Source organism: Nonomuraea solani, from assembly GCF_900108335.1.
In the GTDB taxonomy this organism is placed as follows: Bacteria; Actinomycetota; Actinomycetes; order Streptosporangiales; family Streptosporangiaceae; genus Nonomuraea; species Nonomuraea solani.
Genome location: NZ_FNVT01000004.1, coordinates 173,611 through 189,300, shown reverse-complemented (window position 1 = coordinate 189,300; position 15,690 = coordinate 173,611). Strand labels below are relative to the sequence as shown.

General features: G+C 70.5%; 18 protein-coding genes. 12 read left to right on the top strand and 6 right to left on the bottom strand.

Annotation, left to right across the window (positions count from 1 at the left end):
* Window positions 1-7: 7 nt before the first annotated feature.
* From C4V41_RS16430 to C4V41_RS16420, 3 genes are read left to right on the top strand one after another with little or no spacing between them, the layout of a single operon-like run.
* Window positions 8-1,357, top strand: a complete 1,350-nt coding sequence (locus C4V41_RS16430; RefSeq protein ID WP_160150301.1) for an efflux RND transporter periplasmic adaptor subunit — start codon at window positions 8-10, stop codon at window positions 1,355-1,357.
* Window positions 1,354-2,037, top strand: coding sequence for an ABC transporter ATP-binding protein (locus C4V41_RS16425; RefSeq protein ID WP_103956759.1), 684 nt, complete (start codon window positions 1,354-1,356; stop codon window positions 2,035-2,037). The genes C4V41_RS16430 and C4V41_RS16425 overlap by 4 nt, the downstream gene beginning before the upstream one ends.
* The gene (locus tag C4V41_RS16420; protein ID WP_103956758.1) at window positions 2,034-3,218 is read left to right on the top strand and encodes an ABC transporter permease; all 1,185 of its coding nucleotides are present in this window, start codon (window positions 2,034-2,036) and stop codon (window positions 3,216-3,218) included. Before C4V41_RS16425 ends, C4V41_RS16420 begins: the two co-directional genes overlap by 4 nt.
* 57 nt (window positions 3,219-3,275) lie before the next feature.
* On the opposite strand, the gene C4V41_RS16415 is transcribed toward C4V41_RS16420, so the two are convergent.
* From C4V41_RS16415 to C4V41_RS16400, 4 genes are all read right to left on the bottom strand, one after another.
* On the bottom strand, window positions 3,276-4,016 hold the full coding sequence (locus tag C4V41_RS16415) for an ABC transporter permease (protein WP_103956757.1): 741 nt from the start codon (window positions 4,014-4,016) through the stop codon (window positions 3,276-3,278).
* Window positions 4,013-4,903, bottom strand: a complete 891-nt coding sequence (locus C4V41_RS16410) for an ABC transporter ATP-binding protein (protein WP_103956756.1) — start codon at window positions 4,901-4,903, stop codon at window positions 4,013-4,015. The genes C4V41_RS16415 and C4V41_RS16410 overlap by 4 nt, the downstream gene beginning before the upstream one ends.
* An 80-nt stretch (window positions 4,904-4,983) precedes the next feature.
* Window positions 4,984-5,646, bottom strand: coding sequence for a response regulator (locus C4V41_RS16405; RefSeq protein ID WP_103956755.1), 663 nt, complete (start codon window positions 5,644-5,646; stop codon window positions 4,984-4,986).
* Complete coding sequence (locus C4V41_RS16400) at window positions 5,643-6,770, bottom strand: sensor histidine kinase (RefSeq protein WP_103956754.1); 1,128 nt, start codon at window positions 6,768-6,770, stop codon at window positions 5,643-5,645. Before C4V41_RS16400 ends, C4V41_RS16405 begins: the two co-directional genes overlap by 4 nt.
* Window positions 6,771-6,898: 128 nt before the next feature.
* On the opposite strand from C4V41_RS16400, the gene C4V41_RS16395 reads away from it, so the two are divergent.
* The 9 genes from C4V41_RS16395 to C4V41_RS16355 all read left to right on the top strand — a co-directional run bounded on the left by C4V41_RS16395 (window position 6,899) and on the right by C4V41_RS16355 (window position 14,087).
* Window positions 6,899-8,062 (top strand): acetoin utilization protein AcuC, encoded by a 1,164-nt coding sequence (locus C4V41_RS16395; protein ID WP_200824022.1) that lies wholly within the window; start codon window positions 6,899-6,901, stop codon window positions 8,060-8,062.
* Between the two features lie 15 nt (window positions 8,063-8,077).
* On the top strand, window positions 8,078-8,860 hold the full coding sequence (locus C4V41_RS16390; protein ID WP_103956752.1) for a phosphatase: 783 nt from the start codon (window positions 8,078-8,080) through the stop codon (window positions 8,858-8,860).
* A gap of 312 nt (window positions 8,861-9,172) precedes the next feature.
* Window positions 9,173-9,376 carry a helix-turn-helix domain-containing protein gene (locus tag C4V41_RS16385; RefSeq protein ID WP_026214222.1) on the top strand — a complete coding sequence of 68 codons (204 nt, stop codon included), beginning with the start codon at window positions 9,173-9,175 and terminating at the stop codon, window positions 9,374-9,376.
* Between the two features lie 172 nt (window positions 9,377-9,548).
* Window positions 9,549-9,647: a 30S ribosomal protein bS22 gene (locus C4V41_RS16380; protein ID WP_018654693.1), complete on the top strand. Its 99-nt coding sequence runs from the start codon at window positions 9,549-9,551 to the stop codon at window positions 9,645-9,647.
* A 22-nt stretch (window positions 9,648-9,669) separates the two neighbouring features.
* A complete protein-coding gene (locus tag C4V41_RS16375) occupies window positions 9,670-10,665 on the top strand; it encodes an NAD-dependent epimerase/dehydratase family protein (RefSeq protein ID WP_103956751.1) in 996 nt (331 codons plus the stop codon).
* A gap of 29 nt (window positions 10,666-10,694) precedes the next feature.
* On the top strand, window positions 10,695-11,573 hold the full coding sequence (locus C4V41_RS16370; protein ID WP_103957318.1) for a lysophospholipid acyltransferase family protein: 879 nt from the start codon (window positions 10,695-10,697) through the stop codon (window positions 11,571-11,573).
* A gap of 71 nt (window positions 11,574-11,644) precedes the next feature.
* Window positions 11,645-12,439 carry an SDR family NAD(P)-dependent oxidoreductase gene (locus C4V41_RS16365; protein ID WP_103956750.1) on the top strand — a complete coding sequence of 265 codons (795 nt, stop codon included), beginning with the start codon at window positions 11,645-11,647 and terminating at the stop codon, window positions 12,437-12,439.
* Between the two features lie 59 nt (window positions 12,440-12,498).
* Entirely contained in the window at window positions 12,499-13,077 is a 579-nt protein-coding gene (locus tag C4V41_RS16360) for an RNA polymerase sigma factor (protein ID WP_103956749.1), read from the top strand.
* A 2-nt stretch (window positions 13,078-13,079) separates the two neighbouring features.
* Window positions 13,080-14,087 carry an LCP family protein gene (locus C4V41_RS16355; protein WP_103956748.1) on the top strand — a complete coding sequence of 336 codons (1,008 nt, stop codon included), beginning with the start codon at window positions 13,080-13,082 and terminating at the stop codon, window positions 14,085-14,087.
* Here C4V41_RS16355 and C4V41_RS16350 read toward each other — a convergent pair whose 3' ends face one another.
* On the bottom strand, window positions 14,088-14,960 hold the full coding sequence (locus C4V41_RS16350) for an HAD family hydrolase (RefSeq protein ID WP_235030160.1): 873 nt from the start codon (window positions 14,958-14,960) through the stop codon (window positions 14,088-14,090).
* Between the two features lie 30 nt (window positions 14,961-14,990).
* A complete protein-coding gene (locus tag C4V41_RS16345; protein ID WP_146103676.1) occupies window positions 14,991-15,638 on the bottom strand; it encodes a DUF5667 domain-containing protein in 648 nt (215 codons plus the stop codon).
* Window positions 15,639-15,690: the final 52 nt, after the last annotated feature.

The following is a 15,690-nucleotide window of genomic DNA, read 5'->3' as shown; positions in this document are numbered from 1 at the left end:
GGGTCGGGTGACGGTCCGTCGCGGGGTCGCCCCGCTGCTCGTCCTGTTAGCACTGACCGGCTGCACGTCCGGCGAACCGGCGGCCGTCCAACTCGCCGACGTCCGCCGCGCACCGGTCACCGAGGTCGTCGAGGCCCCCGCCACGATCGGCGCGCGCGCCTCCGCGACACTGCGCTCTCCCGCCCAGGGCACGATCGCCAAGCTGTACATCCGAGAGGGCGACGCCGTGCGCAAGGGCGAGATCCTCGCCAAGATCCGCTCACCCCAGGCCGAGGACCAGCTCCGCCAGGCCCGCCAGGCGTCGAAGATGGCCAGCCCGGCCGCGTCGTTCGGCCCCGCCGTGCGCCTCCCGTCGTTCGACACCGGCGCGTTCGACCGCAAGGTCGCCACCCACTTCGCCAAGGCCCGCAGAGAGGCCCGCAAGGTCGGCGACCGCCAGGCCCGCAAGCAGCTCCTCAGCGCCATCGACCTGGCCCAGGCCCAGCACAGGGCGCAGTCCAGGGCCCTGGCCTCGATCACCGCCCAGCTCAACCGCTCCATCAGCGGCATCCTGTCCGGCGTCACCAGCGGCCTGTCCAGCTCCATGGCCTCGCTGCGGGCCGTCTCGACGTCGCAGGCCAAGGCGGCGGTCAAGGCCGCGCGGAGCACGGTGAAGTCGCTCACGATCAAGGCGCCGTTCGCCGGCGTCGTCACCCTGGGCCGCGCGTCCGGCGGCGGCGGGCCGAGCGGCGTCGAAAGCCTGCTCAGCCAGTTGCCCGGCGGTGGGGCGCAACTTCCGTCGCTGCCCTCGGGCGGATCATCGTCGGGCTCTCCCGTGGCCACCGGCGTGCCCGTGTCGGCGGGCGACTCGATCGTCACCGTCACCGACGTCTCCAGGCTCACCCTCGACGCCGACGTGGACGAAACGGACGTGCTGCTGGTGGAGAAGGGTGACAAGGCCGCCGTCGAGCTGGACGCGGTCCCCGGCGCCACGTACACGGCCGCGGTCACCGGCATCGGCGTCACCCCCATGGAGGGCACGACGGGCGGCGTCAGCTACCCCGTACGGCTCACGCTCGGCCCCGGGGCCTTCGACGACGGCTCCAAGGCGCCCACCCCCAAGCCGGGAATGAGCGCCGTGACGAGGCTGACCGTGCGCGAATCTCCGTCGGCCGTCGCCGCGCCCGCCTCCGCCATCGTCTCCAGCGGGCGCGAGAGCGTGGTCTGGGCGATCAGGAACGGCGTCGCCGAGCGGCGCGTGGTCAAGCTCGGAGCCCAGGGCGACGCGGTGGTCGAGGTGGTGAGCGGGCTGTCCGTGGGCGACCGGATCGTGGTGAAGGGCGCGGACTCCGTACGGGAGGGGCAGCGCTTCCCATGACCCCCGCGATAGAAGCGGTGGACCTCACCCGCCGCTACCAGCTCGACGGCGTGGCCGTGGAGGCGCTGCGCGGCGTGTCGATCCGGATCGACCAGGGCGAGTTCGCCGCCATCGTGGGCCCGTCAGGATCCGGCAAGTCCACGCTCATGCATCTGCTCGGCTGCCTCGACCGCCCGACCGCCGGCGTGCTGAAGGTGGGCGGGGTGGACATCTCCCGGCTCTCCGACGCCGAACTGGCCGAGCTGCGGAACAAGACGATCGGCTTCGTCTTCCAGTCCTTCCACCTGCTGGCCAGGACCACGGCGCTGGACAACGTGGCGCTGCCGCTGGTCTACCGGGGGCTCGGCCGGTCAGAGCGGCGCGACAGGGCGCGGGCGGCGCTGGAGTCGGTGGGGCTCGGGCACCGTATGGAGCACCGGCCCTCGCAGATGTCCGGCGGCGAGCAGCAGCGCGTGGCCATCGCCAGGGCGCTGGTCGGCGAGCCCAAGGTGCTGCTGGCCGACGAGCCCACCGGCAACCTCGACACCAGCAACGGCGCCGAGGTCATGGCCATCCTCGACCGGCTCAACGGCGACCAGGGCGTGGCCGTGGTGCTCGTCACGCACGAGACGGAGATCGCCGCCCACGCGCGCCGGCAGATCCACGTACGTGACGGGCTGATCGAGCGGGACCTGTCATGAAGGGCGGCGAGGCGCTGGTCATGGCGCTGGAGGCGCTGCGGGTCAACCGGCTGCGCAGCGTGCTGACCATGCTCGGCGTCATCATCGGCGTGCTGGCCGTGGTCGTCCTGGTGGCGATCGGCACGGGCGCGAAGGACGAGATCGAGAAGCAGATCTCCGGCCTCGGCACGAACATCATCCTCGTCGTGCCCGGCCGCCTCAGCCTGGGCGCGGCCCCCACCCAGAGCAAGCTCGGCCTGGCCGACGTGGCCTACGTACGGCGCGTGGTGGGCGACCCGTCGAAGGTGACGGTGTCGCTGCAGTCGGGTGAGACCGTACGCGTCGGCAGAACCGAGGCGTTCGTCACCGTGATCGGCACCGACCAGAACCTGGTCAACATCTTCGATCGGCCCATCGCCAAGGGACGCCCGCTGAGCGAGACCGACGTGGACACCCGGCGCAGGGTGGCCGTGCTGGGCTCCGAGGTGGCCGACCGGCTGTTCGGCGACCTGGACCCGATCGGACGGCAGGTCACGGTGTCGGGGGCGCGGTTCCGGGTGGTGGGGGTGTACACGACGGTGGGGCAGACGTTCGGGCTCACGCGCGACCAGGACATCCACATCCCGGTGACGACGGCACAGCGGCTGCTCGGGATCGAGCGGATCAACGGGCTCGCGGTCGGAGCGTCTGGGCCCGACGAGATCGATCCGCTGTCGGACAAGGTGACGGCGGCGCTGCGCGACAGGTATCCCGGCGAGCAGTTCTCGGCGGTCACGCAGACCGCGCTGCTCGGCACGATCGGCAGCGTGCTGGGCGTGCTGACCGGCGTGCTGGCGGCCATCGCCGGCATCTCGCTGCTGGTCGGCGGCGTGGGCGTGTCGAACATCATGCTGGTCAGCGTGCGCGAGCGGACCCGCGAGATCGGGCTGCGCAAGGCGCTAGGGGCCAGGCAGCGCGACATCCTGGCGCAGTTCCTCATCGAGGCGGTGCTGCTGACCACGATCGGCGGGCTCATCGGGATCCTGCTCGGGGTGGGCGGCGCGCTGACCATCGAGGCGCTCACCGAGGTGCCCGCGACGATCACCTGGTGGTCGATCGCGCTGGCCTTCGGGGTGTCAGCGGCGGTCGGGGTGTTCTTCGGCGTGGCGCCGGCGCGGAGGGCGGGCCGGCTGGACCCCGTCATCGCCCTCCGCGCCGAGTGAGCGCCCCCGCGCCTCACTTCCTGCGCCGCACCCCGTCCCCCGCTCCCGCTCGCGTGATCAGGCGTCGCGGCGCTTCAGCAGCACCGCGCCCGCCAGCATGGCGACGGCCACCCAGGCGACGTAGACGCCCAGCCCGGCCCACGGTCCCAGCGAGCTGCCGTCCTTGAAGAGCACGATCTGCTCCCCGGCGTTGGTGGTGAAGTAGTCCTGGACGGTCTTGCCCCACTGCCCCGGCAGCATGGTCGCGAGCGAGGGCAGCACCAGCATCAGCGCGATGGCGGTGACGATCGCGCCGGGCGTGTGCCGGATCAGCGTGCCCAGCCCCAGCCCGAACAGCCCGCAGACGCTCAGGTAGAGCGTGGCCCCGAGCACCGCCTGCGCGATCCCGGCCCACTCGGCCGACGGCGGCTGCGTGATCAACAGGCCGGTCGCGATCGAGGCCGCCGCCGCGACCGCGGCGACGACCAGGGACACCGCCGTGAACACGACGATCTTGCCGGTCAGCAGGCTGATCCGCTTCGGTACGGCCATCAGCGACGTGCGGATGCCGCCCGTGCGGTATTCGCTGGAGATCACCAGCACGCCCAGCGTGGCCATGGACAACGACGCGAACTTGACGCCCATCAGGCTCAGCATGACCACCTGTTCGGTGGACATGGCCTGGTCCGTCGAGCCCGCGGCCGAGGCGCTGAGGAGCGCGGCGATGCCGATCATGAGCAGCGCGGTGGCGCCGAGCGTCCAGACCGTCGAGCGGACCGAGCGCAGTTTGGTCCATTCGGACCGGAAAATGTCGATCATGAGGTGAACTCCAGGCTGTCCTTGGTGAGCTCCATGTACGCCGCTTCGAGCGAGGGCCGCACGAACGTCAGCTCCTCCAGCGGAATCCCGGCCCGCGCGGTCAGCGTGCCGATTTCGAGCGTGTTCATGGCGGTCACCCGCAGGTGGTCGGTGTGCAGGTCGCCCACCTTGACCAGGTCGGCGACCTCGGCCAGGCGCGGGGAGCGGACGCGTACGTACCCCTGAGAGCTGCGCCCGATGAACTCCTGAACGCTCGTGTCCGCGATGAGCCGCCCCTTACCGATCACGATCAGGTGGTCGGCGGTCTGCGCCATCTCGCTCATGAGATGGCTGGAGACGAAGACGGTGCGCCCTTCCGCCGCCAGCTTGCGCATGAACGTGCGGATCCACAGGATGCCGTCGGGGTCGAGCCCGTTGACCGGCTCGTCGAACAGCAGGATCTCCGGGTCGCCGAGCAGCGCCGCGGCGATGCCCAGCCGCTGCGACATGCCCAGCGAGAACCCGCCGACCCGCCGCTTCGCCACCTCCCGCAGGCCCACGAGCTCCAGCACCTCGCCGACGCGGGAGCCGGGGATGCCGTTGCTCTGCGCGATGGCCAGCAGGTGGTTGCGGGCGTTGCGCCCGCCGTGCACGGCCTTGGCGTCCAGCAGCGCGCCCACCTTGCGCAGTGGATGCCGCAGCTCCTCGTACGGCCGGCCGTCCACGAGCACCGAGCCGCCCGACGGACGGTCGAGCCCGAGGATCATGCGCATGGTGGTCGACTTACCGGCACCGTTGGGGCCCAGGAACCCGGTCACCTGACCGGGCTCGACGTCGAACGACAGGTCCGCCACGGCGGTCGTGCCGCCGTAGCGCTTGCTCAGGTTCGTGGCTCGGATCGCGGTCATGATCCCAGCGTGCCGTCGCGGGCGGCCGGTTTCTTCCTGCTCGGGAACCGTTTCCGGCGGGCCGGTATAGGAGCCTGGTCCTACTCTCCAGGGTGGATCAGCGCCGCCTCGTAGGCGACGATCACGGCCTGCGCCCGGTCTCTCGCGCCGATCTTGGCGAACAGGTTCGTCACATGGTTCTTGACAGTGGAGGGGGAGACGGCCAGGTCGGCGGCGATCTCCGTGTTGGACCTGCCGCGGGCGATCAGGACGAGGATCTCCCGTTCGCGGTCGGTGAGCCCGGCCAGCTCGGGCACCGGCCGTGGGCGCGGCCCCTCCGTCCCGGCGCGGACGAACGTACCGATGAGGCGGGTCAGCAGGCGCGGCGCGACGGCCGACTCGCCGCGGTGCACCACACGGACGCCCTCGATCAGCTCCTCGGGGGAGACGTCCTTCGGCAGGAACCCGACCGCGCCCGCCCGCAGCGCCGCGACCACGTTCTCGTCCAGATCGAACGTGCTCAGCGCGAGCACCCGCACCTCGGGCAGGTCCGCGGTGATCCGCTCGGTCGCGCGCACGCCGTCCAGGCCCGGCAAGTGCAGGTCCATCAGCACCACGTCCGGGCGCAGCAGGACGCTCATGTCCACCGCCTGCTCGCCGTCCTCGGCCTCGCCGACCACCCGCATGTCGGGCTGCGCGTCGAGCATCAGCTTGAACCCCATGCGGACCAGCTTGTGGTCGTCGACGAGGAGAATCTCGATCATGCCTTCTCCAGGGGGATGCGGGCGTGCACGCGAAAGCCTCCTTCTGGGCGTGGACCGGTGGACAACTGGCCGCCGCACAGCGCCACCCGCTCGGCCATGCCGCCGAGCCCGAACCCCGGGGTCCCCTCCTGCTTCGTCAGGCCGTTGTCGACGACCTCGACCTCCACGGCCGCCGGCCCGTAGGCCAGCAGGACCGTGGCCTTGGCGCTGACCGCGTGCTTGCGCGTGTTGGTCAGCGCCTCCTGCACGATGCGGTAGACGGCGTGGTCCACGGCGGTGGGCAGCTCCACGGGCTCTCCCGTCACCGTCAGGCTGGCGGGCAGGCCGGCGGACCTGGCCTCCTTGATCAGCGAGGGTAGCCGCTCCGCCCCGACGCCGGTCGCGGCGTCCGGCCCCTCGTTGCCGTCGGCCCTGAGCACGTCGAGCAGCCCGCGCATCTCCGCCATCGCCTGCCTGGCGGTCTGCTCGGCGCTCTCCAGGGCGTCCCGCGTGACGTCCTGCCCCGGCGCGAGCGTCGCCCGCGCGCCGCCGACCAGGGCGTTGATGACGGTGATGTGGTGCGCCACCACGTCGTGCAGCTCCCTCGCGATGCGCCGCCGCTCGGCGCGGACCGCCGCGTCGGCGGCGTCGCGCCGCTGCCGCTCGCTGAGCTCGCTCCTGAGCCGGACGAGCTGGCCCGTGCCCAGCGGGACGCCGAGGGCGAACAGCGCCGTCAGCCAGCCGACGCCCCCGGCCAGGGTCAGCTGCATCGTCGTCGCGTACGCGGCGTAGGCGACCGCCGCGGCGATCGCGGTCGTCCGGCCGGAGGTGAAGCGGCCCAGGCCGTAGAAGGCGATGACGGTGGGCAGGTTGAGGGACTGTACGGCGCCCACGGACAGTCCCGCGATGTCCGCCACGGCCATCATCGCGAGCGTGAGGATCGGCCGGTCACGCCGCTTGACCAGGAGAACGATGCCCACCAGGTAGTGCACGGCGGCGGGGACGACGGACGTCTGGTCGGTGATGCGCGCGACGGTCAGGAGGAGGGCCAAGGGCAGGGCGAGCACGATCAGCAGCGTCCGGTCGAAGACCTTGGGACGCCTGAAAAATCGCGCGATCTTGAGAAAGGCTCGCCCCGGGCGCACGCTAAAACCCTAAAGCACGAAATATCGATGTTGCTGGTAGGTTTCCGGTGCTTGAACCCGGGCTACAACGAGGTGTCTGCGCTGCGGTAACGTCGGCGCAAGGCGAGGGAGCGCGTGGAGGGGTTGGCATGAGCCGGTCGGCACGGGTGATCTGGGACGACGCTCTCACCTCCTACAACTTCGGCCCGAGCCATCCACTCGCGCCCGTGCGCGTGGAGCTCACGATGGCGCTCGCCCGCGAGCTCGGCGTCCTCGACAAGGTCGAGATGGCCGGCTGCGCCCCCGCGACCGACGACGAGCTGGCCCTGGTCCACGAGCGCGGCTACATCGAGGCCGTCAAGCGGGTGTCCGCCTCCGGGCGGCCCGATCTCGGCTGCGGGCTCGGCACGGCCGACAACCCCGCCTTCGCCGGTGTGCACGAGGCCTCGGCGCTGATCGCGGGCGCCTCGCTGGCCGCCGCCCGCGCGGTCTGGGAGGGCTCGGCCGAGCACGCGGTCAACGTCGCCGGCGGGCTGCACCACGCCATGCGCGCCACGGCCAGCGGGTTCTGCGTCTACAACGATCCGGCGCTGGCCATCGCCTGGTTGCTGGAGCAGGGCGCGAGCCGCGTCGCTTACGTGGACGTGGACGTCCACCACGGCGACGGCGTGCAGGCGGCCTTCTACGAGGACCCCAGGGTCCTGACGATCAGCCTGCACGAGAGCCCGCGCACGCTGTTCCCCGGCACGGGCTTCCCCGAGGAGACCGGCGCCGACGGCACCGCCGTCAACGTCGCGCTCCCGGCCGGCTGCGGCGACGCCGGCTGGCTGCGGGCCTTCCACGCGGTCGTGCCGCCGCTGCTGCGCGAGTTCGAGCCGGAGATCCTGGTCACCCAGCACGGCTGCGACAGCCACGCGCTCGATCCCCTCGCCAACCTGATGCTCAGCGTCGACGGCCAGCGGGCCGCCTACGCCGCCCTGCACCGCCTGGCCCACGAGACGGCCGGCGGCCGGTGGATCGCGACCGGCGGGGGCGGCTACGAGCTGGTCCAGGTCGTGCCGCGGGCGTGGACGCACCTGATCGCCGAGCTGGCCGGGCATCCGATCGACCCCGCCACGCCGACGAGCGAGGGCTGGCGGCGGTTCGTCAGGGACCGTACGGGCGAGGTGGCGCCCCTGACCATGACAGACGGCCGTAATCCGGAATTTCGTGACTTGTCCGGTGGTTATGACCCAGCGGACCCCATTGACCGTGCGGTCATGGCGACCCGGCACGCGGTGTTCCCCCTGCACGGCCTCGATCCGATGCCCTAATCAAGGAAAGAAGCTGTGCTGAGCCGCGACGAACTCCGTGAGCACCTTGTCCACACTCGCATCGCCGGCGATGTCGCGACCCCCCGCGAGAACAACCTCGACCACTTCAGCTCCCTGGCCAACGGCGACGGCTACTACGCGCTGGGCCTGACGTTCGAGCAGCCGTGGTCCTACCGCGACATCCTGGCGCTGATGGCCAAGTCCGCCGGCGTGGTCGCGGACCCCGGCCACCGCTGGGGCCAGGACACCATCGACCCCGACCTGACGATCGACGCGCTCGACGCCATGGCCGAGCGCATCGCCGCCGTGCTGTCGCGGCCGAGCCCGCGCATCCTGTTCGCCACCGGCCACCCCACCGGCCTGCTGGCCGTCCACCTGCCGCTGGCCGCCCTCTGCGTCGAGCGCGGCGCCCGGCTGCTGACGCCCGGCGAGGGCTGGACGTACGCGGGCTCCGGGTTCGGCCGGCCGAGGCGGATCCGCTACCTGCAGGACATCGCGATGCTCGACGACCGCGGCGGCTTCGTGCACACCCACGACTCGGCCCCGATGCGGCACATGTTGCACGAGCTCGACGGCGATCTGCCCGACCTCGTGATCGCCGACCACGGCTGGGCGGGCGCGGCGGGTGAGGCGGGTGCGCCGACGGTGGCGTTCGCCGACTGCAACGACCCCGGGCTCTTCCTCGGTGAGGCGGAAGGAAAAATTGAGGTGGTGGTGCCGTTGGATGACAATGTGCTACCACGCTATTACACTCCGTTGACGGAGAGACTGGTCACAGAAGTCTCACGAGCCCTTTGAGTTCAATTCGGTCATCCCCATACCGTCTTTTCGCGCCTGCATTCCAAGCGGCTCGCTGTCCCTTTGCCAACATTTGACTGGGCTCCAGAGACTCTTATGTGTGGCAACTTGGACAGTTCCAACGTCCAGGTGAGGTGCTCGGTCCTGCGGCTGGCCAGGGATTTCGCTGGTTCGGCTGACAGGCCGCTCTGAGAGCTGAGAAAATAGGGGGTTTGCGCTCTCGGAGTCCCGACTTACGCTGACGGCAGTACACGTGCGTGAGCAATGGCACCAGTGGGGATAACCCGGAAACACGTGCGGAAGAGGCGTCCGATGGGTGCAGGCGAAAGACCTCTCAGCGAGGTGAAGTTCCTGACCGTGGCTGAAGTCGCGACGGTCATGAGGGTGTCCAAGATGACCGTTTACCGGCTCGTCCACTCTGGCGAGTTGCCGGCCATTCGAGTCGGCCGCTCGTTCAGGGTGCCTGAGCAGGCGGTACACGATTATCTTCGGGAGGCCTACATCGAGGCAGGTTGATGTAGCGGCACGCGCGATCGTGTCGTGAGTGCTGTCGCGGGAGAAGCCCGGTCGCCGCAGGTGACCGGGCTCTCACCCCCCGAGGGGCGATCTACCGCCGATCGCCGGTAGTCTGTGAGCCGGTGTGCGCTCGCACTCCGGTTCAAACTTGCTATCAGTACCTGGGGGTCCCGTGGGCTCTGTGATCAAGAAGCGCCGCAAGCGGATGGCTAAGAAGAAGCACCGCAAGCTGCTCAAGAAGACGCGCATCCAGCGGCGTAACAAGAAATAACCGACGCAGCTGCGAGGCGCTGATGACCCACACCGTGCTCGTCACCGGGGTCTCGCGCCACATAGGCGCCCGGGTGGCGAGCGTTCTGGCGACAGACCCGGACATCAGCCGTGTCATTGGAGTGGACACCGTGCCGCCCCCCTCGCTCACGCGAGATGGCGGCGTCTCGCTCGGCCGGACGGAGTTCGTCCGGGTGGATCTGCGCAGCCCCGACATCGCCCAGGTGATCGCGGCCGCGGACATCGACACCGTTGTGCACATGAGCCTCGTCAGCGCTCCCTCGCGGAGCGGTGGCAGGGCGGCCATGAAAGAGCACAATGTCATCGGCACCATGCAGCTGCTCGGCGCCTGCCAGCGGTCGGCGACCGTGCGGCGCGTGGTGGTGCGCTCCACCACTGCCGTCTACGGCTCGTCGCCACGAGATCCCGCGGTCTTCACCGAAGACCTGGAGCCGCACGACGGCCCCAGCCACGGCTACGCCAAAGACGCGGCCGAGGTCGAGGGCTACGTGCGGGGTTTCGCGCGGCGCCGTCCCGACGTGACGGTGTCGCTGCTGCGCTTCGCCAACTTCATGGGTCCCGGCGTCGACTCGCCGCTGACTCGTTACTTCACCCAGCCGGTGCTGCCGAGCGTGCTCGGCTTCGACCCGCGGCTGCAGTTCGTCCATGAGGACGACGCGGTCGAGGTGTTGCGCCGGATGGCGACCGAAGATCACCCCGGCACGTTCAACGTGGCCGGGGCTGGCGTGCTGCTGCTGTCGCAGTGTGCGAGAAGGGCGGGGCGGCCGTCGCTGCCATTGCTCTCGCCCGCCTTCAAGGTGCTCGGCAACGCCGTGCGCCGCGTCGGGCTGGTCGAATACTCCCCTGAGCAGCTACGGCTCATGAGCCATGGACGCGCGGTCGACACCTCCAGGCTGGAGGCCGTGCTGGGCTGGAAGCCCAAGTTCACCACCGGGGCGGCCTTCGACGACTTCCTGCGCTCCCGTGGCCTGCGGCCGGTCGGAGGTATACGCACGTGAGCGTTCCCCGCGAAGACGACGACGCCGAGATCATCCCGATCAGCGCGGCGCCGTCGTTCGAGGAGCTCGAAGAGCCCGATTCCCTCGCCAGACTGCTGGCCTTCCTGCGCCGGCGCATCACGGGCGACTACGAGGTCGACGAGTTCGGCTACGACGCCGAGCTGACCGACAAGGTCGTGCTGGAGCTCATCAGGCCGCTCTACAACCACTGGTTCCGGGTGGAGACGGCCGAGCTCAAGAACGTGCCCGACGACAGCGGCGCGCTGATCGTCGCCAACCACTCCGGCACGCTGCCGATGGACGCGCTGATGCTGCAGGTGGCGATGCACGACGAGGTCGGCAGGCCGCTGCGGCTGCTCGGCGCCGACCTGGTCTACCAGCTTCCGCTGCTCAGCCACCTGTCCCGCAAGACCGGCCACACGCTGGCCTGCCGCGAGGACGCCGACCGGCTGCTGCGCAAGGGCGAGCTGGTGGGCGTGTTCCCCGAGGGCTTCAAGGGCGTCGGCAAACCGTTCTCCGAGCGCTACAAGCTGCAGCGCTTCGGCCGCGGCGGCTTCGTGGCCTCGGCCATCCGCGCCGGGGTGCCCATCGTGCCCACCGCGATCGTCGGGGCCGAGGAGATCTATCCGAAGATCGGCGACCTGAAGTCCCTGGCCAGGCTGCTGGGCCTGCCCTACCTGCCGATCACGCCGCTCTTCCCGCTGCTCGGGCCGCTCGGGCTGGTGCCGCTGCCGTCGAAGTGGATGATCGAGTTCGGCGAGCCGATCCGCACCGACGAGTTCGAGCCGTCGGCGGCCGACGATCCCATGCTGGTCTTCAACCTCACCGACCACGTGCGCGAGGTCATCCAGCAGCTCCTCAACGAGCTGCGGCTGCGGCGGGGGCACGCCTTCCCGCCGTTCTTCTAGCAAAGGGGTGCAACCTCCCGAACCCCTGCGGTGTTCTCTGGGCGAATTCGCCGAACACCGAAGGGAAACCCATGGATCTGCAGCTTTCCGGTCGTGTGGCCATCGTCACCGGCGCCTCCAAGGGCATCGGCCTGGCCGTCGCCCGCACCCTGGCCGAGGAGGGCGCCCACGTCGTGGCGGTCTCGCGGACCCGTACGGACGAGCTGCCCGACAAGGTCGTCCACGTCTCCGCCGACCTGATGGACCCGCAGGCCCCCGAGCGGATCGTGGAGCGGGCCGTCGAGGAGTTCGGCGGGGTGGACATCCTGGTCAACAACGCCGGCGGCCCGCCGCCCGGCGTGGTGCTGCCGCGGGCCGGGTTCCTGACGCCCGACGACGCGGACTGGGCCGCGATGTTCGAGTTCAACCTGTTCTCGCCCGTGCGCATGATCCGCGCGGCCATTCCCCTCATGCTGGAGCGGGGCGGCGGCGCGATCGTGAACGTCTCCTCGACCATGGCCAAGCAGCCGGGCCCCATCAACGTGGACTACGGCGCCGCCAAGATGGCCCTGCTCGCCGCCGGCAAGTCGCTGTCGGAGGAGTACGCGCCCCAGGGCATCAGGGTCAACACGGTCTCGCCCGGCGCGACGCTCACGGACTGGTGGACCAAGCCGGGCGGTGCCGCCGAGGTCTTCGGGAGCCTGGTGGGATCGGACAGGGACAGTGTGATCACCGAGGTCGCCCCTACGATGATGAAGCTCGCCACCGGGCGCCTGGTGCACCCACAGGAGGTCGCTGACGCGATCGTCCTGCTCGCCTCGCCGCGTTCGGGCAGCACGACGGGCGCCGAATACGTGGTCGACGGGGGTCAGCTCAAGGAGATCTGAACTCGATAGGCGGGTTGTGGCAAGACATCGGTGACCGATCCCCCAGACGAAGGGCGGAGATGATCACCCAACCCGCCACCAGGGGTGTGGACGCGGAGTTGGTGAACGCCTCATGGACGGAACCAGAGGCGTTCGCCGAGCTCTTCGACCGCTACTCCGCCATGCTCTACAGGTACGTCTCCAAACGCCTTGGCCCCGAGCCCGCCGAGGACCTCGTCGGTGAGACGTTCCTGGTCGCCTTCTCCCGCAGGAAGAGCTACGACCTGGCTTACCCGGACGCCAGGCCGTGGCTCTTCGGCATTCTCACCAAGCTCATCTCCCGGCACCACCGCAGGGAGGCCGCCCGCTACCGGGCCCTCCTGCGCGCCCCTGTGGACTCCGACGTGGAGTCGCCCGCCGACCGGGTGGCCGCCGGGGTGACCGCCCAGGCCGCCCGCGCTGACCTGGCCGGCGCCCTGGCCGCGCTGCCCGCCAAGGATCGTGACGTGCTGCTGCTGATCGCCTGGGGCGATCTCTCGTACGAGGAGGTCGCGCGAGCGCTCGGCATCCCGATCGGAACCGTACGCTCCCGCCTCAACAGGGGCAGGCGGAAGGTACGCGCCGCGCTCGGCGACAGCAACCCCATGGAGGAGGAGTGACGATGGACGACCTGAAGCTGCTCCGGGACCTCGGAGGGGATCTGGAGCACCAACCGCCTTCCACGCTGGTCCGCCAGCGGGACCGTTTCCTGCGCGACCGCCTGCGGCGCAGATGGCCGGCCTGGTGGACGGCCGGGCTCGTGGCCGCCGCCACGGCCACCGTCGTCGCGGTGCCCGCGGTGCTCGTCGCCGGACGTGACTCCACACCGACCGCGGGGGCGGAGACGGTGGACATGAGCGGCACACGGAACGTGCTGGTGATCGGCTCGGACAGCCGCGCGGGCGAGGGCAACGCGAAATACGGCCCGCAGTCGGCCAGGCAGCACATGGGCCAGCGGTCCGACACCATCATGATCGTCCACGTGCCGGCCGACAGGAGCAGGGCCACCGCGGTCAGCGTCCCGCGCGACTCGATGGTGCGGATCGCGGCCTGCGGGCCCGATCCCAGCCGGGTCGACATGATCAACTCGGCGTACAACTCAGGTGGCGCCGCGTGCCTCAGGACGACGCTGGAGCGGCTGACGGGGCTGAGCCTGCAGCACACGGTCGAGGTGGACTTCGCGGGCTTCAAGGACATGGTGGACGCGCTCGGGGGCGTGCAGATCAAGGTGCCGCAGCCGATCGACGACCGGGCGTCGAAGCTGACGCTGCCCGCGGGCACGGTCACGCTCGACGGGGAGAAGGCGCTGGGGTACGCACGGCTGCGTTACGTCGGCGACGGCTCCGACGTCTCACGGATCAAGCGACAGCAGACGCTCGTGACGGCGATGCTGAAGAAGGCGCGCCAGCAGCTCGTCGCCGACCCCGGCAAGCTCAAGGGCTTCCTCGGCGAGGTGCACGAGTCGGTGAGGACGGACCTCAGCCTGGAGGCGATGTACGAGCTGGGCACGCAGCTCATGAGCACCAAGGTGACCACCGTGTCGGTGCCCACGCGGCGCCATCCGGCGGACAGGAACCGGCTGGAGTGGAAGCAACCGGAGACGGACCAGCTCTTCAAGAAACTGAAGTAGTCACGACCGGTCGCGGTAGAGGCGGCGCAGGGCGATGCCCGCGGCCACCCCGCCGGCCACCGCGCCCACGCCGGCCGCGATCGGCAGGGCCGTCATCGTGGCCTTGCGCCCCGTGCGGAAGTCCTTGATCGGCCACTCGTTCTTCTTGGCGTGCTCGCGCAACTCGCTGTCCGGGTTGATGGCCACGGCCTGCCCGACCAGCGACAACATCGGCAGGTCGTTGGCCGAGTCGCTGTAGGCGGTGCACCGGCTCAGGTCGAGGCCCTCCCTGCGCGCCAGCGCGCGCACGGCCTCGGCCTTGGCCGGGCCGTGCAGCAGGTCGCCGACCAGCCGGCCGGTGTAGACGCCGTTGCTGGTCTCGGCGACCGTGCCGAGCGCGCCGGTCAGGCCGAGCCGCTGGGCGATGACCCGGGCCAGCTCGACCGGCGTGGCGGTGATCAGCCAGACCCGCTGGCCGGCGTCCAGGTGGCTCTGGGCGAGCGCCCTGGTGCCGCCCCAGATGCGGTCGGCCATGACCTCGTCGTAGATCTCCTCGCCGAGGCGTACGACGTCGTCGACCTTGGCCCCGGCCACGAACGCCAGCGCCGTCTCCCTGGCCACCGCGATGTGCTCGGGGTTCTCGTTGCCGCGCAGCCGGAACACCGCCTGCCCGACGGCGAACTTGAACAGGTCGGAGGTCGTGAACAGTCCCCGCGTGGCCAGCCCACGGGCGAAGTGGTAGATCGAGGCGCCGCGCATCATCGTGTTGTCCACGTCGAAGAAGGCCGCGGCCCCCAGGTCGGGTTCGACCGGCAGGGCAGGCGCGACGGTGACCGCCGCCCGCGCCGCGGCCTCGCCCGCGACCCGGGGCTGCACTTCCTGTCGTCGTCGCATAAGCCGCCACATGCGCTTCAGCTTACTTACCTACTCAGGCTCGGCCAGACCTTCGATGTAGTCGAGATAGCCCTCCGCCTGGGCGAGCTGAGCCTCGCCGAGCTGCGTGAGCATCGGCTTGACGGCCTCCTTCTGGTCCCGGGCGAAATTCTTGATCTTCGGTGAGCGCGGCTCGGTCCTTTCGAGCCGGCTGATGCCGGCCCGGGTGGACTCCTCCATGTCCTTCAGCGTCTTGTCGAGCAGCGGGCCCTCGACGGACGAGCCGAGCAGGCTGGCGACCTCCTCGGCGCGCGTCTTGGCCGAGTCGAGCTCACGCCTGCCGCGCTCCGCGTCGTCCGTGCTGAGGCGTACCAGAGTGCTCTCGGCGGCGCGCTTGAGCGGGTAGAGCGAGTCGCCGGGCATCGCCTGGTAGGTGGCGAAGGACGAGACCGTCATGGCGGCCGCCAGACCCATCGCGGCGAGCTGGGACAGCAGCGGCCTGCGCCGCGCCCTGCGGCGGCCCTTGGCGGGCGCCTCAGGCACCTCGGGCGCCTCGGGCTCCAGGGTGAGACGTCCCGAGAGCAGCTCGGCGCGCAGGCGCTCCTTGAAGGCCGCCTCGGGGCCGCCGCCCAGGGGCAGCTCGTGCAGCTCCGTGAGATGCACGAGCACGCGGTCCCGCCGCCTGCGCGCACTACTCATGAGAGCTCCCTGACCGTGTCGGTCGTGACACCTGCCTAACGAGGGGCGGATG